Origin of the sequence: Nocardia halotolerans (assembly GCF_042650145.1) — a bacterium.
Lineage (GTDB): Bacteria > Actinomycetota > Actinomycetes > Mycobacteriales > Mycobacteriaceae > Nocardia > Nocardia halotolerans.
In genome coordinates this window covers 131,746-147,513 of record NZ_JBHSDL010000005.1, presented here as the reverse complement: position 1 = coordinate 147,513, position 15,768 = coordinate 131,746, and the positions used below count along the sequence as shown (strand labels likewise).

The following is a 15,768-nucleotide window of genomic DNA, read 5'->3' as shown; positions in this document are numbered from 1 at the left end:
CCGGCAGGCATTTCCGCGGTCCACCGTAACCCCCGCCACAATCCGCTATGTCCGGTTACCATGAGTGAGCCGCGCCACTGACGACGCCCGCGTCTCGAGACAATGAGACGTCTGCGCTCGCATCGGCTCGGCATCCAGCTCGGCCTATGGGAACAGGGATATGACAGACATCGGTTTCGCGCACGCTTCCGGCGTCACGGTGCACACCGTGCCGGCCGCCTTCCAGCAGACCGCCGCGTTGCGGCCCGACCAGGTCGCCTTGCGCACCGTCGGCGGCACCCAGGAGATCACCTGGTCCGAATACGCGACCAGGGTGCGTGCGCTGGCGGCGGGATTGGCGAAACTCGGCGTCGGCCACGGTGACGCGGTCGGCATCATGCTCACCAACCGCCCCGAGTTCAACCTGATCGACACCGCCGCCCTGCACTTGGGTGCCACCCCGTTCTCGGTGTACAACACCAGCTCCGCCGAGCAGATCGCCCACGTGTTCGCCAACGCCGGCAACAAGGTCGTCATCACCGAACAGGCCTTCCTCGGCGTCCTCGCCGAAGCCGGTGCCGAGGTGGAACACACCGTCCTCGTCGACGGCATCGCCGAGAACACCATCGGCCTGGACCGGCTCGAAACCGACCCGCTGCCCGACTTCGACTTCGACGCCGCCTGGCAAGCAGTGCAACCCGGCGACCTGGCCACCCTGATCTACACCTCCGGCACCACCGGCCCACCCAAGGGCGTCGAACTCACCCACAGCAATGTGATCGCCCAGGTCACCGGCCTCGTCTCGGGCCCGCTGCCGGTCGGATTCGACGACCGCGCCGTGTCGTACCTGCCGGCCGCCCACGTCGCCGACCGCATCTCCGCACACGCGATGAGCCTGCTCACCGGCATCCAGATCACCACCGTCACCGACCCACGCGAGATCGCCGCCGCCCTGCCCGACGCCCGCCCGACGGTGTTCTTCGGGGTACCACGGGTGTGGCAGAAGATCAAGACCGGCATCGAGAACAAGCTCGCGGTGGAGCCGAGCCCGGTGAAGAAGGCCCTGGCCAACTGGTCGATCGGAGTGGGCGTCACCCAGGCCAAAGCCACCCTCGCCGGTTCCGGTGGTTCGCTGCTGCTCGGTGTGCAGCACAAGGTCGCCGACGCCCTGGTGTTGTCGAAGCTGCGCGAAGCCCTCGGCTTCGGTGACCTGAAGGTCGCCGCGTCCGGCGCCGCACCGGTACCACCGGAAACCCTCGAGTACTTCCTCGGACTCGGCTTCGCGGTGAGCGAGGTGTGGGGCATGTCCGAAACCGCGGGTGTCGGTACGTTCACCGAGCTCGACAAACCGCGCCCCGGTTCGGTGGGTCGCGTCATGGACGGTGTCGAGCTGCGTCTCGACGCCGACGGTGAGGTCCTCATCCGCGGCCCGATCATCACCCCCGGCTACCGCAACATGCCCGACAAGACCGCCGAGGCCATCGATGACGCGGGCTGGCTGCACACCGGTGACATCGGCACCCTCGACGCCGACGGCTACCTGCGCATCGTGGACCGCAAGAAGGAACTGCTCATCAGCGAGGCGGGCAAGAACATCGCCCCCTCCAATATCGAGAACGCCATGAAGGCGGCCTCGTCGCTGATCGGCCAGGCCGTCGCGATCGGCGACGCCCGCCCCTACATCACCGCACTGATCATGCTCGACCCCGACGTGGCCGCCCTGCGCGCCAAGGAATTCGGGGCCACCGACGCCACCCACGCCGAACTGGCCCGCCGCCCCGAGATCGTCGAAGAGGTCAAAGCCGCGGTGCTGGCCGGCAACCGCAAACTCTCACGGGTGGAGCAGATCAAGCGATTCGTCATCGTGGAAACCCTGTGGGAGCCCGGTGGTGACGAGCTGACCCCGAAGATGTCGCTCAAGCGCACCCCCATCGCCGGCAAGTACGCCGAGCAGATCGAACAGCTCTACGCCGCCACCCCACCGGAGCATGTCGTCAACGTGAAGTAGATACGGAAACGACAGTGGCCCCGCGGTTCTCCGGCGGGGCCACTGTCGTGTGCGGTTCAGTTCTGTTCGTAGGTGCCGATCAGCGTGGCCCGGCCCAACGTGTGGGTGAACAGGTTGAAGCCCAGGAACGCCGGCGACGCGTCGGGGCCGACTTCGAGTGCGGGCACGTCGACGGCGTGCACCACGACGAAATACCGGTGCGGTCCATGCCCTTTCGGTGGCCCCGCACCGACGAATCCGGGGAATCCCGCGTCATTGCGCAGCGTCACCGCCCCGGCGGGCAGGGTGCCGCCCTCGCTGCCCGCGCCGGTGTCGAGGGAGGTGACCGAGGCGGGGAGGTTTGCCACGGCCCAGTGCCAGAACCCCGAGGCCGTCGGGGCGTCCGGATCGAACACCGTCACCGCGAAACTCTGGGTCCCCGCCGGGAATCCCGACCAGCTCAGTTGCGGTGAGATGTCCTTGCCGCCCGCGCCGAACACCCCCGACACCTGGTCCATGGCCAGCGGCTGACCGTCGGTGATGTCGGTGGAGGTGACGGTGAACGACGGCACCTGCGGCAACGCGTCATAGGGATTGTGGGTCATCGGGCTCTCTCCGATCGATGGTCGGTTCAGCTGTGCAGAAGGAAGTGTTCCAGCACGCGGGTGCCGAATTCCAGTGACTGCACCGGCACCCGCTCGTCCACCCCGTGGAACAGGGCGGTGAAGTCCAGCTCCGGCGGCAACTGCAACGGCGCGAAACCGAAACAGCGGATTCCCAAGCGGGCGAACGCTTTCGCATCGGTGCCGCCGGAGAGCATGTAGGGCACGGTGCGCCCGTGCGGGTCGTTGGCCAGCACCGCGGCGTTCATGGCGTCGACGAGGTGACCGTCGAAGGTGGTTTCGTAGCAGTCGAGTTTGGTGATCCACTCGCGCTCCACATCCGGGCCGATCAGCTCGTCGACCTCGCGTTCGAACGCGGCCTGACGCCCCGGCACCACCCGGCAGTCCACCACGGCCTCAGCGGTCTGCGGGATCACGTTGGCTTTGTAACCGGCCTGCAGCATCGTCGGGTTGGCGGTGTCACGCAGGGTGGCGCCGATGATGCGGGAAATGGTGCCCAGTTTGGCGAGCTGGCCTTCGATATCGTCGCTGTGCGGGTCGAACGCCAAACCGGTCTCCTCGGTGACCGCGGCCAGGAACTCGGCCACCGAATCCGACAGCACCACCGGGAAGGTGTGCTTACCCAGTCGGGCGACCGCGTCGGCGAGGATGGTGACGGCGTTGTCCTCGTGCAGGAACGACCCGTGCCCGGCGCGTGCCTTGGCGCGCAACCGCATCCACCCCAGGCCCTTCTCCGCGGTCTCCACCAGGTAGAGCCTGCGTTCGGTACCGTCCGGGCGCGGCACGGTCAGTGAGAATCCGCCCACCTCACCGACGGCCTCGGTGACGCCGTCGAACAGCTCGGGCCGGTTGTCGGCCAGCCACTGCGAACCCCACCGGCCACCGTTCTCCTCATCGGCGAGGAACGCGAACACCAGATCCCGCGGCGGCACCGTCCCCTCGGCCTTGAACTGCCGGGCCAGCGCCAACGTCATGCCGACCATGTCCTTCATGTCGACCGCGCCGCGCCCCCACACATACCCGTCCTGCACGGCCCCGGAGAACGGGTGCACACTCCAGTCGGCGGCCTCGGCGGGCACCACATCGAGGTGCCCGTGAATCATCAACGCCCCCCGGCTCGAATCGGCGCCCTCGAGCCGGGCGAACACATTCCCGCGCCCCGGCGCCCCCGACTCCACGTACTCGGTCTCGTACCCGACTTCCTGCAGCTGCGCCGCCACCCACTCCGCGCACGCCCGCTCACCCTTGGTGGTCGCGAGCTCACCGGTATTGGAGGTGTCGAACCGGATCAGCGCACTGACCAGCCCCACCACCTCGTCCTCAGCACGAGACCGTCGCCCGGAACCAGCACTCTCACCAGATGCCACCACGCCCCCCTTCCTACCACCACCGCCCCACCTCCCCTACCGGGCACCACAGAACGACCCTCGGATCGAGACCGTCCTTCGAGAACGGCGGATCGAGGCCACCGATTTCCGTGCACCGCCTCGACCCGGCCATCATCGTGCGCATGACCGACCAGCCGCTACGGATACCGCTGACCGAGCTACGCAGGTCCATCGATCTGCTCATGGACCATCTCGAAGCCACCGCTGACGGCGGAACCATTCAGGTCCACCGGGACTACTTCTGGTCCATTTCACAGGAAGAGATGTACGACCTCACACAGACTCCGGTTGATCTGACACTGGGCCAGCTCTCTTGGTCATGGGCGCATCTCATGGATCTGCGGGCCGATCCGGATCGAGCGATCGGTTACCACCTGGTGTGGCTCTCGGAAGTGCTACGGGCAGTCGGCCAGCAGATGCCCTGATGCCGTGGCCGACTCGCCTCACGTCAGCAGTGCACCGCCGCAGCAGCGGAATGTCGATGCCCGCAGAGGAGCGCCCGCTCGACCCGCACTGTGAGGCGCACCCGGGCGGGCCGATGTTTCGACGGCACCGATGACTTTCGGGCGAGTGCTTCGTCGTTATGTCCGGGTACACCGACAGATGGGAGTCCGGGGATGGCTGGACCGTTGCGATATGACATGACCACGGTGCGGGCGAACGGGGTGGATATCGGCATCGAGAGCTTCGGGCGCGTAAGCGACCCGCTGGTCCTGCTCGCGGGCGGCACGACCATGTTGTCGTGGCCGGATGCGCTCTGCGAGCGGGTCGCGGCGGGCGGGCGGCGTGTGGTCCGCTACGACCTGCGCGACTCCGGCGCGTCGGTGACACTCGACCCGGAGAACCCGCGATATGACCTGCGTGATCTCGCCGCCGACGCGGCGGCGCTGGTCGGGGCGCTCGGCGCCGGGACCGCCCATCTCGGTGGGGTCGGCGTCGGTGGGATGGTCGCTCAGGTCGCCGCCCTGGACCACCCGGCGGTCTTCACCGCGCTGACTTTGGTGAGTACCCGCCCGGTCGCGCCGGGCCCGGTCGACGCGGACCTCCCGGACCACGACTCCGCCGTCCTGGGCGCGGTGTTCTCCCGCCCGCTTCCGGACTGGACCGACCGCGCAGCCGTCGCGGCGTTCGCCACCGAGAGCGCCGCGATGATGGGCGACGACCCCGAGCAAGCCCGCGAGACGGCCGCCAGAATCTGGGACCGGACCCCGTCGAACGATCCCGCTGTACACCAGGCCAACCAGCTCGCCATGGTGTTCTCCCGGCTCGACTGCGCCCCACGATGGCGAGAACGACTCGGCGAACTCACCCTGCCGACCCTCGTGATCCACGGTCGCGCCGACCCGTTCTTCCCGGTCGGCAACGGCGAAGCCCTCGCCGCCGAGATCCCCACAGCCCGACTACTGATCCTCGACGACATGGGCACGGCCCTGCGGCCCACCGCGTCCGACCGGATCGCCGCTGCCGTGCTGGCGCTCTGACCGCATCGAACGAGCGGTCGAGCAGAGTCCGAGTCCCACGCGAATCTCCTGCAGGAGTATGGATCTACTTTCAGCGCCCGGATCGAATGCTCGCAGTTCGATCGGCGTAGGCCGTCGGCCGTCCAGCGGAAGGCGCGTGGCTGGGCGTCGCGAACAGACCGCGGTCACTGGGGCTGCTACTGGTAATCGTGCGATGCTGCGCCGTGAAGTCGGGGATCGCCATGCCGCGTGATTGGCTGAGCTGGTGAGTGCGCGGATTGTTCGGGTAGGGATCGGTGTGGTGGCCGCTGCGGTGACGTCGGCCGGAATCGTCGGGGTGGCGTTGCATTTCGGTCCGTGGGCGGTGGAACCGTTGGTGTTGGCGGCGTCGGGGGCGCCGTATCTGATGTGTGGTGCGGTGTTCGGGGTGTTGGGGTTCGCTGTGGTGCGGCAGTGGATGGGTGTCGGTGTCGCGTTAGTCGTGGCGGCGGTGGGGACGGCGACTCAGGCTCCGTTGTATTTCGCCGATGGCGGCGGTGGTGGTGGGCCCGAGATCACGGTGATGCAGGCCAATCTGCTCTTCGACGGGGCCGATCCGGAGGTGCTCGTCGGGCAGGTGCGCGATCGTGACGTGGCGGTGCTGACAGTCAACGAACTCACCCGGGCCGCGGTGGACGCACTGTCCCGGGCCGGACTCGAGACCCTGCTTCCGCACCGCTATGTGGCTCCCGGGCAGACCGCCAGCGGCACCGGGATCTGGAGCCGGTTCCCTTTGTCCGACACCGTGGAGTACGACGGTTATGTGCTCAACCAGATCTCTGCGACGGCGGCCGTTCCCGACGTCGGTCCGGTCGCGATCTACGCTTTCCACCCGGTGCCGCCGGTCTATGACACCGGGGTCTGGGCCGACGAGCTGTCGGGTCTGCACGAGGTTCTGCGGCAGGCACCCGCCGGCCGTCCCGCGATCGTCGGCGGTGATTTCAACGCCACCTACGACCACGCCCGATTCCGTGCGCTGGTGTCCGGCCGGTTCGACGATGCCGCCGCGCAGGCCGGTGCCGGTCATCTGGTCACCTATCCGACCGACAAGCTGTTCCCGCCGCTGGTCGGCATCGACCACTTCCTGCTCGCGGACGCGCACGCCACCGGCGTGGAAACAGTCGACCTGCCCGGTGCCGACCATCGAGCACTGGTGGCGCGGATCGTTCTGGGCCGTCCGTAGTCGGGATGTCTCAGGACTCGACCCGCGCCGACAACGTATCGACCCGCGCCTGCATCGCCCGCCCCGCCGCGTGCAACGGCTCGGCCGACCGCAACGTCCGCCCGAGCACGAAGGCGCCTTCCAGCGCGCACAGCAAGGCCACGATCAGTTCGCGGCTGTCGGCTTCGGGTACTCCGCGCGACACGAAATACGCTGTGCCCCTGTCGATCCAGTCGCGCACCACGTCGGCGGCGACTTCGCGTAGCCGCGGTTCGCTCTCGGCGATCTCGCCGGCGACCGTGGCGACCGGGCACATGTTCATCCATCCCGATTCGGCGAGGGTGCGTGCTGCGTCGTCGAAAGCCGCCGGCACGGCCACCCGCAGCTCGTCGTGCGGGCCCATCAGCAGTGGCAGCAGCTCGATGTAGGCGGCACCGGTGCCGCGTAGCGCCTCCGCCGCGATCTGGACCTTTCCGTGCGGGAAGTGGTGATAGAGCGAACCCATGGTGACCTGGGCGGCGGTGGTGATCTGTTTGACCGTCACGGCGTTGTAGCCGTGCACGCGCATCAGTTCGGCGACGGCGGTGACCAAACGGTCGCGGGTGGCCATTGACTTCGGTTCGCTCACCCCACCAGACTAGAGCACACGCACTAGAGCAAACGCTCTAGTGGATTGGAGGGCGACATGCCGACCATCGATCTCCCGGCCGGGCAGGTCCACTACCGCGACCAGGGTCAAGGCCCACCGGTGGTACTGCTGCACGGCGTGCTGATGAACCACACGGTATGGAATCCGGTGATCGACCTGCTACCCACCGGATTCCGCTACATCCGGCCCGACCTGCCCTTCGGCGCCCACCCCGCGCCGCTGCGCCCCGGCACCGACCTGAGTCTGCGCGGTCTCAACCAGCTCATCGCCGACTTCCTCACCGCGCTCGACCTGCGCGAGGTCACGCTGGTGCACTCCGACTGGGGTGGCGGCCTGTTCCTCACCGCCTACGGACTCGACGAGCGGGTCGGGCGCCTGATCGTCTTCCCGAGCGAAGCGTTCGACAATTTCCCACCCGGCCTGCCCGGCAAAACCGCCACGCTGGCCTCCTACCTGCCCGGCGGAGTGGCCATGGCGTTGCGTCAGATGCGCATCGGATGGTTGCGCCGCAGCCCGTTGATATTCGGTTGGATGGCCAGAACCGACATTCCCGACGACCTCGTGCGGGCGTGGACCGAGCCGGGCATGCGCGACCCGAGGCTACGTGCCGACCTGCTCGCCTACACCCGCTCCGGCTTCACCGAAGACGAACTCGTCGCCGATACCGAAGCCCTGCGGCACTTCCCCGGGGAAACGCTCGTGCTCTGGTCCTCGGCGGACAAGGTGATGCCCCGCGACCACGGCCGCCGTCTCGCCGACCTGATCCCCCGCGCGCGCCTGGTCGAGATCGACGACGCCTACGTACTGTCCATGCTCGACCAGCCCACCGCCGTAGCCGCGGCCGTCACCGAATTCCTCACCACCACGACAGCTCACCGCGCGAATCACTGACCCTCAGCTCTGGCACGGCGGCCACGACCGACGTGGCTCGAGCCCCCGAGCACCACGCGGCGCGCGCCGAAGCCCACCCGTACCCGCCATTTTCACCCGGAAACACCAACGCCGACCCACCGTGTGACTACAGTTCTGCGGGACACGGCGAGGATCTCATGCTGCGGTAGACATCCACGGCGCCAAGGCATCTCGATGTCTACGTAGAACAGCAAGGGGATCCCCATGTCCGAGGACCGGTTGACGTTGACCGAGCGCTGCGTGCTGCTCGTGCTGATGGCCGAAGCACGCGAACTCACCAACGCCGAGCTCTCCGCGATCGCCGGGCTCGAACTCACCGGCAAGTACCGCCGCCACCTCAACGAACTCGGCCTGGTCGACAGCACGCTGGTGGGTCGCGCGTTCGTGCACGAGCTGACCGACCGCGGAGCCGTGTGGTGCGCGAAGGAGTTCGCCGGCCGGCGCCCCGCCCGCTCGGGTCCGGCCGGCGGCGCCCTCTACACCGTGCTGGCCGGACTACACCGCTACCTCGGCGAATCCGGCAACGCCCTGGCCGACATCTTCCGTCCCGACATCGCCGCCCAGGTCGAAACCGCTTACGCCGAACTCACCCGCGGCAGTGGTGCGCCGGTCCGGTTGGCGGTACTGCGCGCACATCTCGACGGTGTGCCCCACGGCGCGTTCGACCGGGCGCTGGGACTGCTGGCCCGCCGCGACGGCGTCCACGTCCGCTCCGAAGCCGACCAGAAAACCCTCACCGACACCGATCTGGCGGCCGCGGTGGTGCTGGGCGGCACCGCGCGACATCTGCTCACCATCGAGGTCCCCCGGTGAACGAGGAGCACCGGCACGCGCTCGCCTCCATCCAGTTCAGCAGCGCACTCGGACCCGACGAGATCTGGAGCCCACTGAGCCACCACGTCGACGGTCTGCATCCGCGCGCGGTACAGGAGATCACCCGTTCGGTGCACACGGCCGTGACCCGGCCGCGCAGCACCCCCACCGGGCTGGTGCTCAGCGGTGAACGCGGTGTCGGCAAAACACACATGCTGGGGTGGTTGCGCCGGCACGTGCAGGATGTGGGCGGCGCGTTCTTCATGCCGAAACTGATCGACGGCAAGTCTTTCTGGGCGGGCGCGGTGCACGGCATCGTCAGCCAGTTACTCGGCGCCGACGGCGGCCAGCTCGGCCGGATGCTGGGTTCGCTGGCCATTCTCAGCGGATGCGGCGACGAACTACGGATGCGGTTGCGTGGCACCTTGCGTGTCACCCGCGCCGATCTCGACGAATTCCTTTCCCGTGTCGACGATCTCGACCCGCAGGTGACCCAGCAGTGCCAGGACACCCTGCGCGCGCTGGTGCTGTATCAGGCCAAGGGGCAGTTGCGCGAGATCGGGCACAGTTTCCTGGTCCTCGCCGACGGCATCGACGCCCAGGAGCAGGCGGACTGGGGCTTTCGGGAACGGCACTGTGTGCCGCAGCTGATCTTTCAGCACCTGTCCCGGTTGTTCGCACTCACCGGCCCCGTGGTCCTGGCCATCGACCAGATCGACAGTGTGATCGCCCAATCCGATCAGATCGACGAGGACTCGCTGGCCAACCGGCTCGCCGACGGATTGATGCTGATGCGGGAGGAGACGGTGCGCACCATCATCGTGGCCGCGTGCATCCCCAAGTCCTGGGAACTGCTCGCCCACCGTGCGGTGAACTCCGCGGCCGACCGGTTCACCGTGCTGGAACTGTCGACCGCGCTACCCGGTGCCGATGTGGCCGCCGCGATCGTCGAGGGCCACCTCGCCGGCCTCTACGGTGAGATCGGTTTCGTCCCGCCCCACCCCACCTGGCCGGTGCTGCCGAGCGCCTTCGCCGACCCCGAGGTCGGCGACTTCACCCCGCGCCGCCTGCTCCAGCGCGTCGAAGACCATGTCCGGCACTGCCTGGCCGCCGACGAACTCACCGAACTCGCCCACTTCCGGCCGGCGAACACCGAACGCGTCCCGGTCGCCACACCCGCGCACGGTGAGATGACCGCGCTCGACGACGAATTCACGCGCCTGCGCGCCGCCGCCGACGTACGCACCCCGTTCGACACCGCCCACGAGGACGAGCACATGTTCGCGTTGCTCAACGCCGCGCTGCAGGTGTACGTCCTGGAACGCCGCGCCGACGGCCTCGATCTGCGCGTCGACCCGGGCACGATCGTGCGGCCCGGCCTGCACGCCCGGTTGCGCCACACCCTCGACGAAGCCAGCGAAGCCGAAGAGCACTGGTGTTTCCGCGCGATCAGCCACCCGCATCCCCGTGCGGTGCTCACCCGGCTGCGTTCGGCGTGCCTGGAAGCGGGACTACAGGAACGGGCGCCGCAACGACATCTGATCGTGTTGCGCAACACCGAGTTCTCCGGTGGACCGGTGACCCGGGCGACCCTGGCCGAGTTCCACGCGTCGCACGGGTCGGTGGCCTCGATCGACGAAGACGACATCCGCACCTTCTCCGCGCTGGCCACGATGTTCGCCGCGGCGACTCCGGGGTTCCTCAGCTGGCTGGCCGTGCGGCGACCGGCGAGCGGTTCCCGGTTGCTCACCGAGGTGCTGTCGCTCCCGGCTGCCCGCCGGCAACCATCGATCGACCCGGTGTCATACCCGGCCGACACACACCCGCCGACCGAACCCGTCGAAGTACCCGCACGCCCGGATGCGCTCGACCCTGACACGGGCTCGGCCACGCACCCACCGATCGTGAGCCCGCCCGAGGATCCGAATCCCGCGGCCGCGGTCACGTTGGGCCGCGATGTCGACAGCGGCGCGCCCTTCACCGTCCCGCTGGTACTGCTGCGCAAACACACCGCCCTGTTCGCGGGCAGCGGCTCGGGCAAGACCGTGCTGTTGCGCAGGCTCGTCGAGGAAGCCGCCATCCACGGTGTCTCCTCGATCCTCGTCGACAGCAACAACGACCTGGCCCGTCTCGGCGACCCGTGGCCGTCCCCACCCATGGGCTGGCACCCCGGCGACGCGGCCCGCGCCGCGGAATACCTCGCCAACACCGATGTGGTGATCTGGACACCCCGGCGCGAAGCCGGCCGCCCCCTGGCTCTGAATCCGCTGCCCGACTTCGGTGGTGTGCTCGACGACCCGGACGAATTCCGCACCTCCATCGATGCCTCGGTGGCGGGACTGGTGCCACGGGCCGGGCTCACCGCCCGCCGGATCGGCACCGGCAAGGCCGTGCTCACCGAGGCACTCACCGATTTCGCGCGTGGCGGCGGCAGCGACCTCGCCGCGTTCATCGCCCTGCTCGACGACCTGCCCGAGGGCATCAGCACCATCCGCGACGCGCATCGGCTGGCGGAGGGGATGGCCGAAGAACTCAAGGCGGCCATGATCAACGACCCTGTCTTCGGCGGTGCGGGGCAGCGACTGGACCCGGGCACGCTGCTCACCCCGGCTGCGGGTAAACGCGCCCGGGTCTCGGTGATCAGCTGCATCGGGTTGCCCACCGACGAGCAACGCCAGACCTTCGTCAACCAGTTGCAGTTGGCGCTGTTCGCCTGGATCAAACGTCATCCGGCGGGTGACCGGCCGTTGGGCGGGTTGCTGGTGCTCGACGAGGCGCAGACGTTCGTCCCGTCGCGCGGCAGCACCGCCGCCACCGAGAGCACCTTGAAACTGGCTACCCAGGCACGCAAATACGGCCTCGGGATGGTGTACGCCACTCAGGCGCCCAAGGCGTTGCACAACCTGGTCACCGGGAACGCGGCCACCCAGTTCTTCGGCCTGCTCAACGCTCCGGTGCAGATCCAGGCCGCTGCCGAACTGGCCAGGGCCAAGGGCGGCAGCGTCGACGACATCGCCCGCCTGCCCGCCGGACGTTTCTACGGGGCCACCGAAGGCGCGGGGTTCGGCAAACTCACTGTTCCGATGTGCCTGAGCCACCACCCGCCCAGCGCGCTCACCGAAGAAGAGGTGCTGGTGCGGGCACGCCCGGACCGGCCCTGATCAGCGGGCGACACCCAGTGTCAACGCGCCCATGGTTTTCGGGGCGCCGGACTGATAGAACCGGTCCAGTTCCACGATCTCGAACCCGGCGGCGGTGATCAGCGCGGTGATGTCACGGTCGAGGTGGCAACCGCCCGCGATCCGCTGCTGGATCGGATCGAGCCGGTGCTGCCAGGTGCGCACCGACGCGTCGGGGGCGAGCCCGTGCTCCACGAAGTGCAGGGTGGCGCCCGGTTTCAGGACACGGCGGATCTCGCCGAGCGCGGCACCGACGTCGCCGATGGTGCACAGGGTGAACGTGGACAGCGCCGAGTCGAAGGTGTCGTCGGGGAACGGCAGCGATTGACCGTCCAGACCCGCACGTTCGATCGGAACCGAGCTCGCCGCGACACGTTTTGCCGCGATCCGCCAGGCCGTGTCCGCGGGTTCGACTCCGCTGACCCGGGTCACCGTGCCGGGATAGAAGGCGATATTGGTGCCGGACCCGAAACCGATCTCGAGCACCGAGCCGTGCAGTCCCGCACAGGTTCGTTCCCGGAGCGGGGTGTTGTGCGCGGAACCGCACACCGCGTCGGTCAGGTGCGGCAGGATCCGGTCGGTATAGAAGCCCATCGCTCCATCATGCTCCGGATCAGCTCAGGCGCCGGTCGAAAACCTGGGTATCGGCACCGGAACCCGGGTCGACGGTGACGACCCGCAGCCGGACCGCGTCCGGCGTGAGGTCCATGACCATGAATCCCAATTCGTGCCGGGTTTCGTACAGCGAGCGATGCCCACCGCCGGGACCCGTGTGCAGGCCCGAGGTCTTGCCCGCCGCTCCGGACACGATCTGGCGGGTTCCTTTCGTCGCCGGTGTCGGATCGAGCACCTGCAGAGTGTGATCGTGGCCCGACAGCAGGAACGAAACCTTGCCGAGCACATGGTCTTCGAAGAAACGTTTGGCGTGCACGCCGTTGAGCGGTTCGATCGGCAGCCCCTCGTAGGCACCGGCGTCGCCGTGCGGGCCGTTGCTCAGGTACGGGTGGTGGGTGCAGGCGATCTTCCACTTCGCCGGTGACTCGGCGAGCGCACGATCGAGCCAGGCGCGTTGTTCGTTCATGTACGGACCGTGCACGGCCCAGTACGGGTCGAGCAGCGGCGGAATGTAGGCGGCCAGTGGGTTGATGTCGAGCACGAAGAACTCGACCACCGGGTTCTCTTCGGGTACGCGCAGCGAGTAATAGCGGCTAGGCATCCACCAGCGGGCCGACTTCGCGTGATAGGCGACCTCGTGGTTGCCGCGTGCCAGCCAGCCGCCGTCGCCGGGGAAGATCGAACTGGTGTCGTGGTTGCCCAGCGCCATCGCCCACGGGAAGTCCAGCCCGTGATTGGGGTCTTCGAATTTCGTGGCGAACTGGACGTCCTCGGCGTGCGCGGGTCCCGACTCGTAGATGTTGTCACCCAGCCCCACGGCCAGCGAAAACGGTTCCCGCCCATGGAATTTCCTGGCCGCGTCGGCCACCGCCCACTGTGTGCGGGTGCCGGTGCCCGCGTCGCCGGTGACCAGTACCCGTACCGCGCGCCCGGGTGCGGGAGCGAACTTCGTCACCTCGGCGGGCACTGCCGCGGCAGGCGTGAGCCCGACCAACGTCATGCCCGCGAAGACACCGGCCGCACCGGCGAGGACTTCCCGGCGGCCGATCCCGATCGGCCCCGCGCTGGACTGCTCGTGCATGTTCACCTTCTGAGTCGAGACAAGTTGGACGACTGACCTGATCGAAGCACACTCGGACCGACTCCGCACCGCCACACGCGAAGCGCACCCACTTTCCCCGATCAGCGCCCACGATTGCGCCCCGACACACCGGGCATCTCACAACCATGGAACTCGACGTAGTACTGGCCGTCGTCGGCTGTCTCGGAGTGGTCGTGGCCGCCATCTCGGCGGCAATGCGCAGACTGCCGCTGTCGGAACCCCTGCTCGGACTCACCGCCGGAGTACTGCTCGGACCCGAGCTACTCGGCGTGCTGGCGCTGGAACCACTCACCGCCGAAGCCTCGACACTGCACGAAGCCGCCCGCATGCTGCTCGCGATCTCGGTCATGGCCGTGGCACTGCGCTACCCGATCAGCGAGATACGTGGGCAATGGCGGGCTGTCACCCTGCTGCTCGTGGTGGCCATGCCGGTCATGGCGGCCGTCACCGCCGGGCTCACCTGGTTGCTGCTGCCGGTCACCGCCGCCACCGCCGCACTGATCGGCGCCGCCCTGTGCCCCACCGACCCGGTACTGGCATCGAGCGTGGTCACCGGCAAGGACGCCGAACGCGACCTGCCCGCACGCGACCGCCAACTGCTGTCCCTCGAATCCGGCGCCAACGACGGCCTGGCACTACCCCTGGTACTGGCCGCGGTCGCCGTCGCCGGCGGGCTCACAGCCACGCAAGCAGCCCTCGAATCGGTGTGGCAGGTCCTCGGGGCGATCCTGATCGGGGCCCTCGGCGGCGCCGGTGGCGGTTACGCGCTGCGCTACGGCCGCCGACACGGCGCCACCGAATCCGCACCGGCATTGTTCTTCACCATCGTGCTCGCCCTGGGCATCCTCGGGCTCGCCGGACTCGCCCACACCGACGGCATCCTCGCCGTCTTCGCCGGCGGCCTGGCCTTCAACCTCACCGGCACCGGCACCGACCGCACCACGGAGGTGTCCATCGACGAAGCGGTCAACCGGTTCGCGGTACTGCCCCTGTTCGTCCTGCTCGGAGCCGCACTACCGTGGCAACACTGGGCCGACCTCGGCTGGGCCGGACCGGCCCTGGCCCTCGCGGTGCTCGCCGGACGCCGCCTACCGATCCTCGTCCTGCTGCGCCGGCCCCTGCGCCTGGCACTGCCCGACGCACTGTATCTGGGCTGGTTCGGCCCGGTCGGGGTGTCGGCACTGTTCTATCTGACCCTCGAAGCCGACCGGATGGACCTGAGCGACACCGTGCTCGCCGCCGGTTCACTCGTGCTCGCCGTGAGCACCGTCGCCTTCGGACTGACCGGAGTCGCCGGACGCGTCCTCTACCGCCGCGCGACAACCGGGCCGGCGAAAACCGCCACCGGGTAGCCGAACCGGCATGTGTGCGGCAACCGAAGTCGGGTATCAGCCAACAACGCTCCAGGACCGACAAGGATCAAGGAGGAATACGCGATGAACACGATCGCCGCCATGGTGAAATCCCACCCCGCCAACGCCGCCGACCCCAACCAGGAACAACTGATCGCCTGCATCGAAGCGTGCTGGGAATGCGCGCAGACCTGCACAGTCTGCGCCGACGCCTGTCTGAGCGAAGAATCCCTCGAAGCCATGCGCGACTGCATCCGCACCGACCTGAACTGCGCCGACATCTGCACCACCACCGCCGCCGTGCTCTCGCGCCGCGGTGGCGAAGACCAGGCCACCACCCGGGCCCTGCTCGAGGCGTGCGCCCTGATCTGCGAACGGTGTGGCCAGGAATGCGACCGCCACGCCGCCCGCCACGAACACTGCCGCATCTGCGCCGACGCCTGCCATCGCTGCGCCCGAGCCTGCCGCGACCTGCTCGCCGCGAGCAACCCTTGAGCCCGGCGCGGCT

General features: G+C 68.4%; 14 protein-coding genes. 9 read left to right on the top strand and 5 right to left on the bottom strand.

All coding sequences use genetic code 11. The features are described from left to right. The first annotated feature begins 160 nt into the window (after nucleotides 1-160). Nucleotides 161-1,987 carry an AMP-dependent synthetase/ligase gene (locus tag ACFO5K_RS04850; protein ID WP_378556262.1) on the top strand — a complete coding sequence of 609 codons (1,827 nt, stop codon included), beginning with the start codon at nucleotides 161-163 and terminating at the stop codon, nucleotides 1,985-1,987. Nucleotides 1,988-2,043: 56 nt separating this feature from the next. Here ACFO5K_RS04850 and ACFO5K_RS04845 read toward each other — a convergent pair whose 3' ends face one another. Continuing rightward, on the bottom strand, nucleotides 2,044-2,571 hold the full coding sequence (locus tag ACFO5K_RS04845; protein WP_378556259.1) for a YbhB/YbcL family Raf kinase inhibitor-like protein: 528 nt from the start codon (nucleotides 2,569-2,571) through the stop codon (nucleotides 2,044-2,046). 26 nt (nucleotides 2,572-2,597) lie between these two features. Next, the gene (locus ACFO5K_RS04840; protein ID WP_378556256.1) at nucleotides 2,598-3,959 is read right to left on the bottom strand and encodes a M20/M25/M40 family metallo-hydrolase; all 1,362 of its coding nucleotides are present in this window, start codon (nucleotides 3,957-3,959) and stop codon (nucleotides 2,598-2,600) included. A 140-nt stretch (nucleotides 3,960-4,099) separates the two neighbouring features. On the opposite strand from ACFO5K_RS04840, the gene ACFO5K_RS04835 reads away from it, so the two are divergent. The 3 genes from ACFO5K_RS04835 to ACFO5K_RS04825 all read left to right on the top strand — a co-directional run bounded on the left by ACFO5K_RS04835 (nucleotide 4,100) and on the right by ACFO5K_RS04825 (nucleotide 6,659). Continuing rightward, complete coding sequence (locus ACFO5K_RS04835) at nucleotides 4,100-4,402, top strand: hypothetical protein (RefSeq protein ID WP_378556253.1); 303 nt, start codon at nucleotides 4,100-4,102, stop codon at nucleotides 4,400-4,402. Between the two features lie 216 nt (nucleotides 4,403-4,618). Next, nucleotides 4,619-5,458, top strand: a complete 840-nt coding sequence (locus ACFO5K_RS04830) for an alpha/beta fold hydrolase (RefSeq protein ID WP_378556680.1) — start codon at nucleotides 4,619-4,621, stop codon at nucleotides 5,456-5,458. 244 nt (nucleotides 5,459-5,702) lie between these two features. Next, nucleotides 5,703-6,659 (top strand): endonuclease/exonuclease/phosphatase family protein, encoded by a 957-nt coding sequence (locus ACFO5K_RS04825; protein ID WP_378556250.1) that lies wholly within the window; start codon nucleotides 5,703-5,705, stop codon nucleotides 6,657-6,659. Nucleotides 6,660-6,669: 10 nt separating this feature from the next. On the opposite strand, the gene ACFO5K_RS04820 is transcribed toward ACFO5K_RS04825, so the two are convergent. After that, the gene (locus ACFO5K_RS04820; RefSeq protein WP_378556247.1) at nucleotides 6,670-7,266 is read right to left on the bottom strand and encodes a TetR/AcrR family transcriptional regulator; all 597 of its coding nucleotides are present in this window, start codon (nucleotides 7,264-7,266) and stop codon (nucleotides 6,670-6,672) included. 57 nt (nucleotides 7,267-7,323) lie between these two features. Here ACFO5K_RS04820 and ACFO5K_RS04815 point away from each other — a divergent pair, with 57 nt between their 5' ends. The 3 genes from ACFO5K_RS04815 to ACFO5K_RS04805 all read left to right on the top strand — a co-directional run bounded on the left by ACFO5K_RS04815 (nucleotide 7,324) and on the right by ACFO5K_RS04805 (nucleotide 12,173). Next, nucleotides 7,324-8,178 (top strand): alpha/beta fold hydrolase, encoded by an 855-nt coding sequence (locus ACFO5K_RS04815; protein ID WP_378556244.1) that lies wholly within the window; start codon nucleotides 7,324-7,326, stop codon nucleotides 8,176-8,178. A gap of 225 nt (nucleotides 8,179-8,403) precedes the next feature. Beyond that, entirely contained in the window at nucleotides 8,404-9,012 is a 609-nt protein-coding gene (locus ACFO5K_RS04810; RefSeq protein WP_378556241.1) for a hypothetical protein, read from the top strand. Then, nucleotides 9,009-12,173, top strand: a complete 3,165-nt coding sequence (locus ACFO5K_RS04805; protein ID WP_378556238.1) for an ATP-binding protein — start codon at nucleotides 9,009-9,011, stop codon at nucleotides 12,171-12,173. The genes ACFO5K_RS04810 and ACFO5K_RS04805 overlap by 4 nt, the downstream gene beginning before the upstream one ends. Here the strand turns inward: ACFO5K_RS04805 and ACFO5K_RS04800 are convergent, their stop codons facing one another. Next, on the bottom strand, nucleotides 12,174-12,785 hold the full coding sequence (locus ACFO5K_RS04800; RefSeq protein ID WP_378556232.1) for a class I SAM-dependent methyltransferase: 612 nt from the start codon (nucleotides 12,783-12,785) through the stop codon (nucleotides 12,174-12,176). 19 nt (nucleotides 12,786-12,804) lie between these two features. Beyond that, nucleotides 12,805-13,887: a metallophosphoesterase gene (locus tag ACFO5K_RS04795; protein WP_378556224.1), complete on the bottom strand. Its 1,083-nt coding sequence runs from the start codon at nucleotides 13,885-13,887 to the stop codon at nucleotides 12,805-12,807. Between the two features lie 146 nt (nucleotides 13,888-14,033). On the opposite strand from ACFO5K_RS04795, the gene ACFO5K_RS04790 reads away from it, so the two are divergent. Beyond that, the gene (locus ACFO5K_RS04790) at nucleotides 14,034-15,260 is read left to right on the top strand and encodes a cation:proton antiporter domain-containing protein (protein ID WP_378556221.1); all 1,227 of its coding nucleotides are present in this window, start codon (nucleotides 14,034-14,036) and stop codon (nucleotides 15,258-15,260) included. Nucleotides 15,261-15,344: 84 nt separating this feature from the next. Next, on the top strand, nucleotides 15,345-15,755 hold the full coding sequence (locus tag ACFO5K_RS04785) for a four-helix bundle copper-binding protein (protein ID WP_378556218.1): 411 nt from the start codon (nucleotides 15,345-15,347) through the stop codon (nucleotides 15,753-15,755). Nucleotides 15,756-15,768: the final 13 nt, after the last annotated feature.